This window comes from Novipirellula methanifontis (assembly GCF_052161655.1).
In the GTDB taxonomy this organism is placed as follows: Bacteria; Planctomycetota; Planctomycetia; order Pirellulales; family Pirellulaceae; genus Novipirellula.
On record NZ_CP197418.1, the window covers coordinates 9895623 to 9909148 of the forward strand.

Genomic DNA, 13526 nt, shown 5'->3' on the forward strand with positions numbered 1-13526 from the left:
GGGTTCGATTAGCAACTTTTGAGGTATCGGCATGACATTGGCAGAACGCATTCGCAAACTTTCATTGAGATGGCAGATTTCGATCTTGCTAGGAATCGCGATCCTGATCTCACTTTTGACCTTGGGCTCGTTGGCGTTCCTGAAAAGTCAAGAAATCGTCACTAACATGACGTTGGAAAAAATGGTTTCCCAAACCAATGTGGTGGCAAGCAATCTTGAAGGCACCTTGTCTCGTACTCGTGCTGACACCATTGCGATACCGAGCTATCCGCCGATTCCGGGCATTATTCGCTGCTGGGACAACGAACAAAATCCGGGACAGGACCCTGTTCAGACTGGATCAAACACTCAGATTTGGATCGAGCGATTGGCTCAGATCACAACCACCCAAATGCAAGCCTATGACGAGCGGATTGAATCTGCTTTTTATGACCAGACGGGCCAAGGTGTGATGCGAGTAGTGACACGTCGTGGCGGTCATGAATTGGAAACCATGAAGCTGAGTGATATCGCTCGAGAACCCTATTTCTTAAAGACACGTGAACTCGACAGCGGCAGCACCTACGTTTCGCCGTTGAGAAAAAACGCTCAAGGCCAACTGTCACTTCATTCGTGCACTCCCGTGTTCACCCAACCGAGCGACGGAAAAGCAGAGGAGTTCCGGGGAATTTTCGTGATCACGATCGATGGTGACCAGCTCTTTAAGAACGCATTGGACACACGAACCAACGATGATGCCAATGAACAACAAATCATCGAAATCCTCGATGAGACAATGCAATTTCTATACACCAGTGCCAATAGCGACGCGACCGCGTTCAGCAATGACCGATTCGATAAAATGCGTCCTGTTCGCGCCGAGCGATTGTTGCAAAATGATCAAAACGACAGCCATTTTGGCAAGAATGCTTCGGCAATCTATGTGAGTGGAGCGGATCGGCCCGATGGCAAATCGATGCTGGGCACGTTCAGCCGAGTCTTTTATGACCCTAGCGACCCGGTTCGATTCTGGGGCATTACCACAAGCGAATACGGTGAATCGGCTCTGCAAAGCGTCACGACGTTACGCAATCGCTTTTTAATGATGGGTGCTTTCGTCATGCTTGGCGTGTTGACCGTAGGCTATTTTTTCGCGGGACGGTTGGCGGCTCCATTGACCACACTCAGCCACACTGCGGATGAAATCGCAGGCGGCCAAATCGACAGAGAAATGCCCGAAATTAATGGTGCCGGAGAAGTGATTCAACTCAATCATTCCTTCCGTGCGATGACCGCAGGACTGCGAAATCATATCGCCGAGGCGAAAGATCAAAAAGCCAGAACGCAAGCGACAATTGACTCCACCGCGGACGCCATTGTCTCAATGGATTGCGATGGAACGATTCTGTCGTGTAACAATGCCACAACCGAAATGTTTGGCTATAGCGACTCGCAACTGATTGGCCAGAACGCGACGATCTTGTCTCGCGCCCTGTGCAACGACACTTCGCATCAACCGTCACACCATCTCGCACCCGGGGAAGTGCGACGATTGGGGGCCGGATCCGAAGTGATGGGACGACATCGAGATGGCTCCGAAATCCCACTACTGCTGCGAGTGGTAGCGATGAACTACGCAGGCGATGAATTGTATATCGCGACGCTGCAAGACATCGCGGATCGCAAACGCAACGAAGCGGAACGTGGGAAGTTATTCAGTGCCATTCGTGATGCAGTGCAACGACTCGCCACTGCCAGCCAAGAAATCTTAGCCACGACAAGCCAGCAAGCTGCCGGGGCACAAGAGCAGGCCGCGACGGTATCCGAAGTGGTCGCAACCGCCGAAGAGATTGCCCAAACGGCGGCCCAAGCCGCACAACGTGCAGACGAGGTCGCGCAGGCCGCTCGCCATACCGACGAAGTAGGCAACGAAGGACGAATGGCGATCGAAGGTTCCGTTGCTGCGATGGAAGAGGTTAAACGACAAGTCGAATCGATTGCCGAAAACATGCTTTCACTAGCAGAACGTGCTCAAGCCATCGGGGAAATCATCGCTACCGTGAACGATATCGCCGAACAAACCAATGTGCTGGCACTCAACGCGGCGGTCGAAGCATCACGTGCCGGTGAGCACGGAAAAGGCTTCGCCGTCGTTGCCGCCGAAGTCAAATCGCTGGCTGAACAATCAAAGCGTGCGACCGCACAAGTCCGATCGATCCTTAGCGAGATACAAGCGGCAACCAATGCCGCCGTGCTGTCGACCGAACATGGGACACACACCGTCAGCGAGGCGAGTGACGTCACTTCGCGTGCCGGCGATGTGATCAAAACCCTCGCACAAACTCTCAGCGATTCAACACAGATGGCAACCCAAATTTCTGCATCTGCAAATCAACAAGCTGCCGGCGTGCGACAACTGAACGAAGGCATTCGCGACATTGATACCGTCACAAAGCAAAGCCTAAGTGCCGTCCAACAGATCGAAGAGTCAGCGAGAAACTTGAACGGACTTAGCAATGAACTCGCTTCGTTGACGGAGATTCAATGATCCCGCCCGCGGTATCGACGATGCTACGAGCGAGCCCCCGATTTTGCAACAGTTTGGCGAACAGGACGTTTGCCCCACGTACAGGACCCTAACAATGGACGAACAAGAATTTGCACAGTTGCTGATGGAGACGTTCCTGCAGGAATTGAGCGAACATATTGAGACACTTAGTCATGAATTGCTGGCTGTAGAGAAGGCACAATCACCCGAAGAGCTCGATGAGTTGTGGAAGGTCATTTTCCGCGCGGCCCATACACTCAAGGGAGCCTCCGCTGCGGTCAATGTGCTGCCGATCCAAAACGCATGCCACCATTTAGAAGATATTTTCGGGCATTTTCGTGACCAGCGAATTGCGGCCCCCGAATCGATGATTTCGTTGATGTTGAAGGTGATTGACGCAATCGAAGAGATCTCGGTCCGTCTCCGTGCGGAAGAGAGCTTAGAGGACTCGTCGCTGGTGCAGATGTTGCCGGAACTTCATCGAGTTGCAGACGAGTTAACCGGGTCAGAACCGTCCGAACCAATCGCTGAATCGCCAGCGGACTCGGCAGTGGATCCAGAAAAGACTGCGGATACGGACTTGGCTGCTGATGCAGTGGAGACGAACGCGCAATCGGCGTCAGAGTTTCTAAACGTATTAGACGATCATGTCTCTTCGCTTTCATCCAATGCCTTAGCTTTGGAATCGGCAAAGAGTGACGAAGACAAACAAGCCGCGCTGACTCAGCTTCTGCAGGCCGCATGCAGTTTAAAGGACTCAGCCGCTGCGTCGAAAATCGAAGTGGTCCGTGATGTGTGCGAGCGTCTCGAGACACTGTTCACTCACATGCAAGACGGCGTTGGCGACGTCTCAGCGGAATGTGTTTCAAGAATCTTGGAGGCTGGCAATTCGATTGCCGATGTCGGACGCCGACTTCGCGACGGCAACGATTTGAAAGCGGCTTCGATCCAGAAAATGAGCGAGAAGCTAAGTAAATTCATCACCAAACCGGCAAGTCCTCCGACGTCTGCTAGCACTGACACCTTGGTGGACGATTCATCGCAAGATGTCGAGCCCGTGGTTACGGCGAAAAGCGAACAGGCGGCGGAGGTTGCCGCAGCGACGACAACTGCATCACCAGCCGCCGCAACATCGAACACGCTTTCCAGCAAACCACAAACTGACTCTCGGTCTGCAGCGGCAAAGACAAACGATGCTGGCAAACGGATCGCAACGGGGGAGCAAAACGCGTCCATCCGTGTACCCGCTCAAAAACTAGATGCACTGCTTGCCTACAGCGGCGAATTACTTGTCGTGCGTGGACGCTTCTCGCTGAGAGCAAAAGATGCGAGCGAACTCCGTGACTTGGCGACCGAGCTAAAAACACGCTGGCTCCATTCTCAACGAATGATGCGACAATCGACGCCCAGTCGCGGTAGCACTCCGTCACAAACCATCCTGTCGGGCCAAGCGGAGTCATGGATGGCAGAAACCTCGCAATCCTTCACAACGCTGACCAAAAAGATCGAAGAATTCTCGACCCATATTGAAGCCGACAACCGCTTGCTCGGGCAAACGTGCAGCCAATTGGACGACGAGGTTTATCATGTGCGAATGCTTCCGTTCACGGACGCGTGTGGAGGCCTAGAGAGGGCGGTTCGCGACATCGCGACAGCTACCAACAAAAAGGTCGAATTCAAAATCGAGGGTGGTGACGTCGAGGTGGACCGCTCAGTGCTGGAGGGATTAAAGGATCCACTGCTGCATCTGGTTCGCAATTCTGTGGATCACGGAATTGAAAAGACAGGAGCAAGAATCGCAGCCGGAAAACCAGAAATCGCTTCGTTGGTCGTCAGCGCTTCGCTGCGAGGCGGCCAAGTCGAGGTGGTGGTTCAAGACGACGGCGCGGGCTTTGACCTGGAACGCATCTGTGCGATCGCAAAGAAACGTGGCTTAGAAATTCCCGAAGATCGCCGTGAACAAGCCCGGTTGGTTTTTGTTCCCGGATTTTCAACCGCGAAAATGATCACCGACATCTCCGGCCGCGGCGTCGGCTTGGACGTCGTGCAAAGCCGTGTGGAATCGCTACACGGTGCGGTGGACGTCACGTTCCGAGAAGGTCAATGGACGCGATTCACATTGACGGTCCCTCTCACCTTGACGACGATTCGCTCGATGTTGGTGCGAGTCAACGAGGATGTCTATGCGATTCCCACGACGGCGGTTCAGCGATTGGTTCGTTTTGGCATCAATGACGTACGCTCCTCGATGGGACGTGACACATTGCGGCTTCGCGATTCGCCGATGCCGGTTGTCTCGCTCGCCGCGACATTGGGGTTGAAATCCAAGGGGTTGATCGCAGGCAAATCATCAATGGGATTGGCGGTCGTATTGGCGGCTGGCGAACAACGGGTCGCCGTCGCGGTAGACGATGTATTGTCCGAACAAGAGGTGTTGGTCAAAAACCTGGGAGCACGCATTCGTCGCCTGCGACATTTTTCCGGATGCACGCTGCTGCCGTCCGGCCGAATTGCGATGGTCATGAACGCATCCAACGTGGTGCGAACGGCACTCGGAATCGCCCCTACGTATACACATCTAACGCCAAACAAACACGACCCAGCGACTCGCAAACATCTGCTGCTCGCAGACGACTCGGTCACTACGCGGGAACTTCTCAAAAACATCCTCGAAACCGCTGGCTATGATGTCTTCGCCGCTGCGGATGGCGAGCAAGCTTGGGTGGCGGCTCAAGAGCATCATTTTGATGCGGTGGTCAGCGATGTGGATATGCCGCGAGTCGATGGATTTGAATTGACGTCGAAATTGCGTAGCAATGCCCCGACGGCCGAAATCCCCATCGTCTTGGTCACCGCGAGAGGGTCAGATAACGACAAGGAGCGTGGGGTCCAGGTAGGAGCAAATGGATACATCGTGAAAGGCAGTTTCGATCAGGCGAACCTTCTCGACACGTTAGCCCAGTTGGTTTAAGGAGATAGACATGCACAACGTATTGATTGTCGACGACTCCGCTACTTCGCGTGAAGTGTTGCGAGCGATACTATGCGAGGAAGCGGGCTTTAACGTGGTCGGCTTTGCAAAGGACGGACGTGAAGCTGTAGAGAAAGCCAAAGAGTTGCATCCCGATGTGATCACGATGGACATTAACATGCCCGTGATGAATGGATTGGAAGCCACTCGCGAGATCATGATTGAAACGCCTACGCCGATCGTGATTGTCTCGGCAAGTACACGCGTCAAAGAGATCGAAGCGTCGATGGAAGCGTTGGGCGCCGGCGCATTGGCAATCTTACTAAAACCCTCCGGACCGCACTCGCCCCAACATGCGGCAATGGCCAAAGAGATCGTCTCGACCGTCAAAGCAATGGCGGGCGTGTTGGTGATTCGGCGGCGACGTCGCGTGACGCCCCAAGGATCCTCGAGCCTTGTCAAGGAACCTGTCGCGACTCCACAACGCCCCAAAATCAAAGCCGTTTCGATATTATCGTCGACCGGCGGCCCTCCGGCGCTCGCCAAGGTGCTCGGCGCGTTGCCCACCGATTTCCCGATCCCCATTTTGCTCGTTCAACACATGGTACCCAGCTTTGTTGCGGGCTTTGCAAGCTGGCTCGATAGCGTCGTTCCGATTCGCGTTTGCCTTGCCTGTGACCAAGCACGGATCGAGGGCAGTTGTGTCTACGTCGCTGCTGCGGGCAGCCATTTAGGCGTCAGCCGAGGGTCACGGATCCGTCTTTCCGATGATCCTCCGATCGATGGGTTTCAACCCGCAGGCACACATCTGTTCGCCAGTGTCGCCGAGGAATACCGCCACGAATGCGTTGGCGTGATCATGACAGGTATGGGGCGAGACGGCGTCGACGGACTGCAGCGAATTTACGATGCGGGAGGAACCACGATTGCCCAGGACGAAGCGTCAAGTGTTGTCTTTGGAATGGCAAAAGTCGCGATCGAACAAAAGATTATCGGTTCGGTCCTGCCGCTGGATCAAATCGGCAATCAACTCAAGCAACTTGTTTGCTAGCGTCGCCAACGACCTGCATCGCATGCCGCCGCAACTTGAATTGCGGGTAGGCGATTGAAGTAGGGCCGGTTCCCACCGGCCAGTTCGCTTGAGAGGTGTGCCCGGCAGAACCGGCTCTACGCAAAACAGAGCTGTGATTGTCTACGAGCGCCTCAGCGTGACTGTTGCTGGACCATTCGCAGAAAGTCCTGAGTCGGCTCGCTGACCGTCATTACTTGCGGTGAGCTTTGCGGGCTGTTCCGATCGCGGATGATCACGATCACCTCTTGGTTACTCGCTTGCGTGACGCTCGCGGGTGCAAAGTCTGCCGGGGCGGAGATGGCCGAGGGTTGCAGTGCCGATTGAGGAAGTCCCACGGGCGTGACCGCATCATGATTCAGGCTGGCCATTCGCTCGGGAGCCGCCGCAGCGTCTGTGTTTTTGTACAAGCTGGTCAAATTCACTTGGTCTAATTGCCAGTGCACAGCACCAGGACCGGCATAGATACCGACGTCGTCTTTGTAATCCGCAGCGTTGCAAACTCCGATCAAACGGCCTGCGTCGTCGAACAATCCGCCACCGCTACGTCCATCAATCGGTGCGCCTTCGATTTCCAGGTTCGAGGCGTTGATATGTTGGTTGTATTTGTTGACGCCTGTGACGCGAGTGTCACGTCGGCTGGGGTCGTCGCCACGATCACAACCGTAGCTGAACGCAGGTTGACCGGTGCGAACTTGATCCGCCGACGAAATCACCTCAACGGGATCAATCGCGAAGCCGGGACGAATCACCACGAGGGCGATGTCGCGATCATCTGCATCGTAGTCGAGCAATTGACCGAGAACCGTTTGCACTTGGCCTCCGACGAACAAATCAACTTCGATTTTTCCTTCGCCCTTGGTTTCGCGGAACAGGTGCCCGCAAGTCAAAACGAGACCTTCTTCGCCTTGGATGTCAATGATTGTTCCGGTGCCAGCTCCGTAGCCTTTGCCGTCATGAACTCGCAGGCGGACGGTTGCAGCACGGGCTCGTTCAACCGCATCGGCTTTGCTCAGACTTGGCATCGGCTCGATCGATCGAGTGGCATCGCGGTTCGCGGCTGCCGTCAATGTTTGTCTCTGGAAGTCCTGGTTTTGGAACGCTTGGTTTTGAGATTGGCCGACTGGCAATCGCCCCACGGGAGCTAGCCGAGTCTGGGGAGCCGGAAAAGGGTCGTTGGCCCGCGTCATCGATCCGGTTTGAACTAACGGTCCTCGGGGATTGATCGCCAGTGCATTTTGCAAATCCGAGAGCGACTGCGTGCCGACCAAGCGAGTGACTTCTTTTCCGCCCGCAACCACGACGAAGGTGGGGGTTTGGCGGATTCCGTAGCGGCGGGTCAGATCGGGTTCCGACTGAACATCAACGTGCCGAACGGGCACGCCGGATTGTTCGAGCTGAGCGAGAACGGGCTGCATCGCCCGACAGGGAGGGCATTGCGAGGAAGAAAAGTCGATCAGAATGGCACCCGCAGCCTGTGCTGAGACACCTTGAAAGCAATTTGTTGCCGCTACAAATGCAATCGCGATCGCGAACATTGTCTTCATCACGCTCGTCCCTCCATGGACGGTAGTGGTCATTTCGGGTCAGCCGTCATTGGCCAACCGAATAGGAGACGACCGCATCAATTTTCCAACGTCCCTGCTGGATTTTGGTCGCCTGAGGATCGCAATACTGCCTGAATCAACCATGTCGCGGCAAGATCAATGGACGCGATCCTCTTGGAACTTTAGTTTTTTTTGAGTTTCACAACCGTTTTTTTATGAATTGTTCATTCCACTGCCCCCGCAAAAACGTGTACAGATCGTCGCCCCGCGTCGTCGAAAACGAGTTTCAAAGCTACAATCCGCCCAAGACGCTTGCACCATCCCCCCGTTTGACACTTTGCCGATCAAATCGATTGTCCGATTCTTGGCAGCTTCCTTTCACAACGTTCCAAAATCAATCTCGATGACTCGCCGAATCCTTGTCACTAGCGCACTGCCCTACGCCAATGGTCCGATCCACATCGGGCACTTGGTTGAATACATCCAGACCGACATCTGGGTGCGATTTCAAAAATTGAGGGGCAACCGTTGTATTTACGTCTGTGCCGACGATACCCACGGCACCGCGATCATGATTCGCGCCCGCAAAGAAGGCCGTAGCGAAGAAGAATTAATTGCCGCAATGAGCGAATCGCACCAACGCGATTTCAGCGGATTTGGCATCGAGTTCGACCACTACGGCAGCACCCACAGCGACGCGAATCGCGAATTGTGTGGCGAGTTTTGGAAATCGCTGCGAGCAAACAACTTGATCGCCGAACGCGAAATCGAGCAGCTTTTCGATCCCGAAGCCCAAACGTTTCTGGCTGATCGCTTCGTCCGTGGCACCTGTCCAAAATGTGGCAAAAAAGACCAACCGGGCGACAATTGCGTATGCGGACATACGTACAGTCCCACGGACTTGATCGACCCCAAGAGCACGCTTAGCGGCGCGACGCCCGAGCTTCGCAAAGCCACCCATTTGTTCGTCGAACTTGACAAGCTACGCGAGTTTTTGACGACCTGGATCGACAGCAGCGACGCCTTGCAAAGCGAAACCGCCAACTATTTGAAAGGGCATTTCTTAGCTAACGAACTTCGCGACTGGGACATCAGCCGCCCCGGGCCGTACTTTGGATTTGAGATCCCCGACTCGCCGGGCAACTATTGGTACGTCTGGTTCGATGCTCCGATCGGCTATATCGCCAGCACGAAACAGTGGTGCGAGGCCAACGGTGAAAAGCTCGAGGATTGGTGGAAATCGGACGATTGCGAGATCCATCACTTTATTGGCAAAGACATCACCTATTTCCATACGCTGTTTTGGCCCGGAATGCTAAAAACGGCGGGCTACAATCTGCCGACCAAAGTTCGCATCCACGGTTTCTTGACCGTGACGGGCGAAAAAATGAGCAAGTCGACTGGCACGCTCGTTTCTGCCGAAACGTACCTCAAGCACGCCAAACCGGCATATCTGCGTTACTTTTACGCCACAAAATTGACCGCTCGCGTGGAAGACATCGACCTCGGGCTCGATGAGTTTACGGACAAGATCAACAGTGACCTCGTTGGCAAAGTCGTCAACCTCGCCAGCCGCGTTGGCAAGTTCGCGAGCTCAACGGGGCTGTCGGCAACCTACCCCGACGATGGGGGTTTATTCCAAGCCGCCGCCGATGCGGGCGACGAAATTGCTGCCGCGTACGAGTCGTGTGACTATTCTCGTGCAATGCGGCGGATCATGGAACTTGCCGACGCCGCCAACCCGTTTGTCGAGCACGCCAAGCCGTGGGAAATGAAAAAGGATGCGGATCGCCAGGACGAGCTACGCGACGTTTGTACGGTCGCGCTTAACCTGTTCCGACAATTGACGATTTATCTGACGCCAGTATTGCCAGAGTTGGCTCAGCAGTGTGGTGATTTGTTAGGCGAAGAAATTACATCGTGGGACCAAAGTAAAACCCCGCTTACCGGAACCGCTGTTGCCAAGTTCCAACGAATGATGGACCGAGTTCAACCCGAGGATTTGAAGAAGATGATCGACGAAAGCAAAGAATTGGCAGCCGAAGAAACCAAGCAAGACAATTTGCCCACGTTCAATGACAGCGACCAACCACTCAAAGACGAACCGTTGGCCGACGAGATCACAATCGATGATTTCGCCAAAGTCGACTTGCGAGTCGCTCGCGTGGTCAATGCCGAGCATGTGCCCGAAGCCAACAAGTTGCTGAAGTTGACGCTCAGCCTGGGTGGTGACGAACGACGCCAAGTCTTTGCCGGAATCAAAGCCGCGTACGAACCCGAAGCCCTGATCGGCCGATTGGTCGTGATGGTCGCCAATCTTCAACCTCGCAAAATGCGTTTTGGATTGAGCGAAGGCATGGTAACTGCATCGGGCCCTGGTGGCGCCGAAGTGTTTATCCTTGGTGTGGATGAAGGTGCTCTCCCCGGTCAACGTGTCCACTAAACCCGATGTTGCAACGGCCTATCAATCACTTCCGTAGCTATTTGCTCGACAAACTGGTGCTCCGGCCCACGCGTGACCGCGTGGACCATGGGATGCAGCATCGAATGCAGCTGCCGTCGCGTTTCGGGCCGCTGGAGACGTTTGGCTATGCGAATTATCGAGACCCAGGATTTGGGGATGCTCAGACCAATCCGAGCGATCCACCGGATCTGTTGCTGCTGAAATTCCCCGGAACGGCGGGACGAGCTGAGCGCTCGACGCCGTTTCCTGCGGAAATAATGAGAGATGTCCGTACGCACGTTTGGACTTGGAATCCACCCGGCTACGGCAACAGCGCAGGTCGTCCGACGCTGCGGCGTGTTGCCCAGGCGGCGATTGATTTCTTCGAAGCATCGATCGATCGGTACCAACAACGATACACGACGATGCCAACAGTTTGGTTGTGCGGCAACAGCCTTGGTTGCGCGACGGCGCTGCACGTCGCCGCCATGGCTCAACAAAGCGTGACGCCGATTAGTGGACTGTTGTTACGCAATCCGCCCCCGGTCGATTTGGTGGTCAAGCACATCGCGCGGCGTTATCCGTTCGGCAGGTTGATTCATCCGGTCGCTGATCAATTAGCGCCGGCGATGAACGCAATCTATACCGCTTCGAGCGTCCACGTGCCTGCGATTTTTCTGCAATGCCAAAACGATTCGCTTGTTCCTCCATCGCTTCAGCAGCAAATCCGCGATGCTTTCGCCGGCCCTCAAAAGCTTGTTAAACTCGAAGGGCTCGATCACGATGGCGTGATGGATGAACAACATTTGCCTGCCGTTCGTGATGCCTTGCGTTGGCTTCGCGAACAATCCGGGATTTGAGTTTTGTTTTTCGACATCTTTTTCGATAGCTAGTGCAATGCCGCTTTCTGCCCAGAGCATTTGTGTTCGTCATGCCAACGAAATGGATGCCGAGCAAATCGCTGAAATCTACAATCACTACGTTGATGTGGGTGGCGCCACGTTTGACACGGCCCATCTATCGACCGAAATGGTTGGCCAACGAATCAAGCAACCCAAACCCGATGGTTGGTACGTCGCCGAATCCGGTGAATCGTTGCTAGGTTGGGCATCGGCGCGGCGTTACAGTGATCGGTTTGGTTATCGATTTAGTTGTGAAACGGCAATCTACATCGCCCCCGATGGCCAAGGCCGCCAAATCGGCAACCAATTGCAACAGAGAGTGAACCAGCACTGTATGGATTGCAATCTGCATCATGCCGTCGCTCGAATCATTGCCGACAATCAACGCAGCCTCGCGTTCCATTATCGTCACGGCTACGAAATGGTCGGCATCCAGAAAGAGATCGGCCGCATGAACGACCAATGGGTCGACGTGGCGATTTTGCAAAAGCTTTTTCGCCCCGATGGCAATTGATGTCACACAACTCACGCTGCAATATTGATCACATCCGTGCTCGTGCGATGCTGCTTCGGCAAGTCCGCACGTTCTTTGACGAGCGAAATTTCCTCGAAGTGCAACCTCCCTGTTTGTCACGCGACTGCATCGTGGATCCGTACATCAACCCGTTGATGATTCCGACAAAACAGCTTGCCCTCGCCGAACCGGATCTTCCCGAGTGCTACTACTTGCAAACGTCGCCTGAGTTGGCAATGAAGCGGATGCTGGCTGCCGGAGCGCCGTCGATCTACAGCATCGGCCCCGTGTTTCGTGCTGGCGAACGCGGCCCGATGCACAATGTGGAATTTACCATGCTGGAATGGTACGATGTGGGTGCTGATATCATGTCGGGAATCGACACCACCGGGACGTTAGCGTGTGAGGTATTGCAAACGGCACGCTTTGACGTGACCACTTATCGCGATGTATTTTCGGCCGTCCTCGGTATCGATCCGATCACCGAATCGCTGACGCGGTTGCAATCCGCAACCGCTGACATCGATGCATTGCTTGCTAAAGACATCGCCAAGGACCGCGATGCGATGCTCGATGTGCTGTTCACTCATCATGTTCAACCTGGACTAGGTCGCGAAGTGCCGGTGGTCGTTCGCAACTACCCCCTCACCCAAGCGGCATTGGCACGCCAATCGAGCGATGACGAACTCTGTGCCGCTCGCTTTGAAATGTTTTTCAGTGGCATTGAACTTGCTAATGGTTACGATGAATTACTCGACGCCGACGTGTTGATCGAGCGAACTCGCGTCAACAATCAGCGACGAATCGCTTGCGGAGAATCTGCGCTTCCGGTGGACAACACTTTAGTGGAAGCCATGCGTCGGGGACTCCCCGCCAGCACGGGAGTGGCGCTCGGCTTCGACCGCTTACTGATGTTGCAAACTATGTCCAGCTCGATTGACAATGTTGTACCGCTGACGATTGAAATCGCTTAAAATTGCCTTAGTTCGCCTATCAATTGGATCGCATCACATGCTCGATCCTCACCGTGTTAGAATGAGAGTCTCTTTAAAACACAAATGCGAGTAGTCGACATGACCCAAAATGCAACTTCGACTCGGCGATTAGCCGTTAACGCAGCGTTCTTAAAAGACATCAAGGACGATAACCACCACTTGAAGATTTTGGTGGACAAGATTGGCCCGATGGTGTCTCACCCCAAGATCGCGACCAATCATTGGCTCGAAATCATCGATTTGTTTTCCGAGTTTCGAGACCAGCTTGCGCTTCACTTTTCGCTCGAAGAAGCGTTTGGCTATTTTGACGAAGCAATTGACACCTCCCCCGAGCTGAGCACTCAGGCGGAAACGTTGCGTTCGCAACACACGACACTTTTCGAGTCCATTCGCCACTTGACCGAATCGGCAAGTGAAGTCACTGCGGATCAAGAGGAGAAGATTGCTCGACTGCTGGTGCGTTACGACACCTTCTTGCGATCATTTGCCCAGCATGAGGAAGCGGAGCTAAAACTAATCCTCGAAGCCTTTGACGATGACATCGGCGTCGGCGACTGA

9 protein-coding genes are annotated in these 13526 nt (G+C 54.4%); 8 read left to right on the forward strand and 1 reads right to left on the reverse strand.

The genetic code is table 11. The features are described from left to right. Positions 1-31: 31 nt before the first annotated feature. The 3 genes from SH528x_RS35185 to cheB all read left to right on the forward strand — a co-directional run bounded on the left by SH528x_RS35185 (position 32) and on the right by cheB (position 6549). On the forward strand, positions 32-2527 hold the full coding sequence (locus tag SH528x_RS35185) for a methyl-accepting chemotaxis protein (RefSeq protein WP_442508084.1): 2496 nt from the start codon (positions 32-34) through the stop codon (positions 2525-2527). Positions 2528-2621: 94 nt separating this feature from the next. After that, positions 2622-5498, forward strand: a complete 2877-nt coding sequence (locus SH528x_RS35190) for a response regulator (protein WP_442508085.1) — start codon at positions 2622-2624, stop codon at positions 5496-5498. Between the two features lie 10 nt (positions 5499-5508). Further along, positions 5509-6549 carry a chemotaxis-specific protein-glutamate methyltransferase CheB gene (cheB, locus tag SH528x_RS35195; RefSeq protein WP_442508086.1) on the forward strand — a complete coding sequence of 347 codons (1041 nt, stop codon included), beginning with the start codon at positions 5509-5511 and terminating at the stop codon, positions 6547-6549. A 152-nt stretch (positions 6550-6701) separates the two neighbouring features. On the opposite strand, the gene SH528x_RS35200 is transcribed toward cheB, so the two are convergent. Beyond that, a complete protein-coding gene (locus SH528x_RS35200; RefSeq protein ID WP_442508087.1) occupies positions 6702-8114 on the reverse strand; it encodes a trypsin-like peptidase domain-containing protein in 1413 nt (470 codons plus the stop codon). A 403-nt stretch (positions 8115-8517) separates the two neighbouring features. On the opposite strand from SH528x_RS35200, the gene metG reads away from it, so the two are divergent. From metG to SH528x_RS35225, 5 genes are all read left to right on the forward strand, one after another. Next, positions 8518-10557: a methionine--tRNA ligase gene (metG, locus tag SH528x_RS35205; protein WP_442508088.1), complete on the forward strand. Its 2040-nt coding sequence runs from the start codon at positions 8518-8520 to the stop codon at positions 10555-10557. Positions 10558-10562: 5 nt separating this feature from the next. Further along, positions 10563-11417: an alpha/beta hydrolase gene (locus SH528x_RS35210; RefSeq protein WP_442508089.1), complete on the forward strand. Its 855-nt coding sequence runs from the start codon at positions 10563-10565 to the stop codon at positions 11415-11417. A gap of 37 nt (positions 11418-11454) precedes the next feature. After that, positions 11455-11973, forward strand: coding sequence for a GNAT family N-acetyltransferase (locus SH528x_RS35215; RefSeq protein ID WP_442508090.1), 519 nt, complete (start codon positions 11455-11457; stop codon positions 11971-11973). Further along, positions 11973-12947, forward strand: coding sequence for an EF-P lysine aminoacylase EpmA (gene epmA / locus SH528x_RS35220; protein WP_442508091.1), 975 nt, complete (start codon positions 11973-11975; stop codon positions 12945-12947). Before SH528x_RS35215 ends, epmA begins: the two co-directional genes overlap by 1 nt. Positions 12948-13046: 99 nt before the next feature. Further along, a complete protein-coding gene (locus SH528x_RS35225) occupies positions 13047-13526 on the forward strand; it encodes a hemerythrin domain-containing protein (RefSeq protein ID WP_442508092.1) in 480 nt (159 codons plus the stop codon).

Coding starts and splice junctions, on each gene's coding strand:
- SH528x_RS35185 (WP_442508084.1), top strand. CDS start 32: ATGACATTGGCAGAACGCATTCGCAAACTTTCATTGAGATGGCAGATT.
- SH528x_RS35190 (WP_442508085.1), top strand. CDS start 2,622: ATGGACGAACAAGAATTTGCACAGTTGCTGATGGAGACGTTCCTGCAG.
- cheB (WP_442508086.1), top strand. CDS start 5,509: ATGCACAACGTATTGATTGTCGACGACTCCGCTACTTCGCGTGAAGTG.
- SH528x_RS35200 (WP_442508087.1), bottom strand. CDS start 8,114: ATGAAGACAATGTTCGCGATCGCGATTGCATTTGTAGCGGCAACAAAT.
- metG (WP_442508088.1), top strand. CDS start 8,518: ATGACTCGCCGAATCCTTGTCACTAGCGCACTGCCCTACGCCAATGGT.
- SH528x_RS35210 (WP_442508089.1), top strand. CDS start 10,563: ATGTTGCAACGGCCTATCAATCACTTCCGTAGCTATTTGCTCGACAAA.
- SH528x_RS35215 (WP_442508090.1), top strand. CDS start 11,455: ATGCCGCTTTCTGCCCAGAGCATTTGTGTTCGTCATGCCAACGAAATG.
- epmA (WP_442508091.1), top strand. CDS start 11,973: ATGTCACACAACTCACGCTGCAATATTGATCACATCCGTGCTCGTGCG.
- SH528x_RS35225 (WP_442508092.1), top strand. CDS start 13,047: ATGACCCAAAATGCAACTTCGACTCGGCGATTAGCCGTTAACGCAGCG.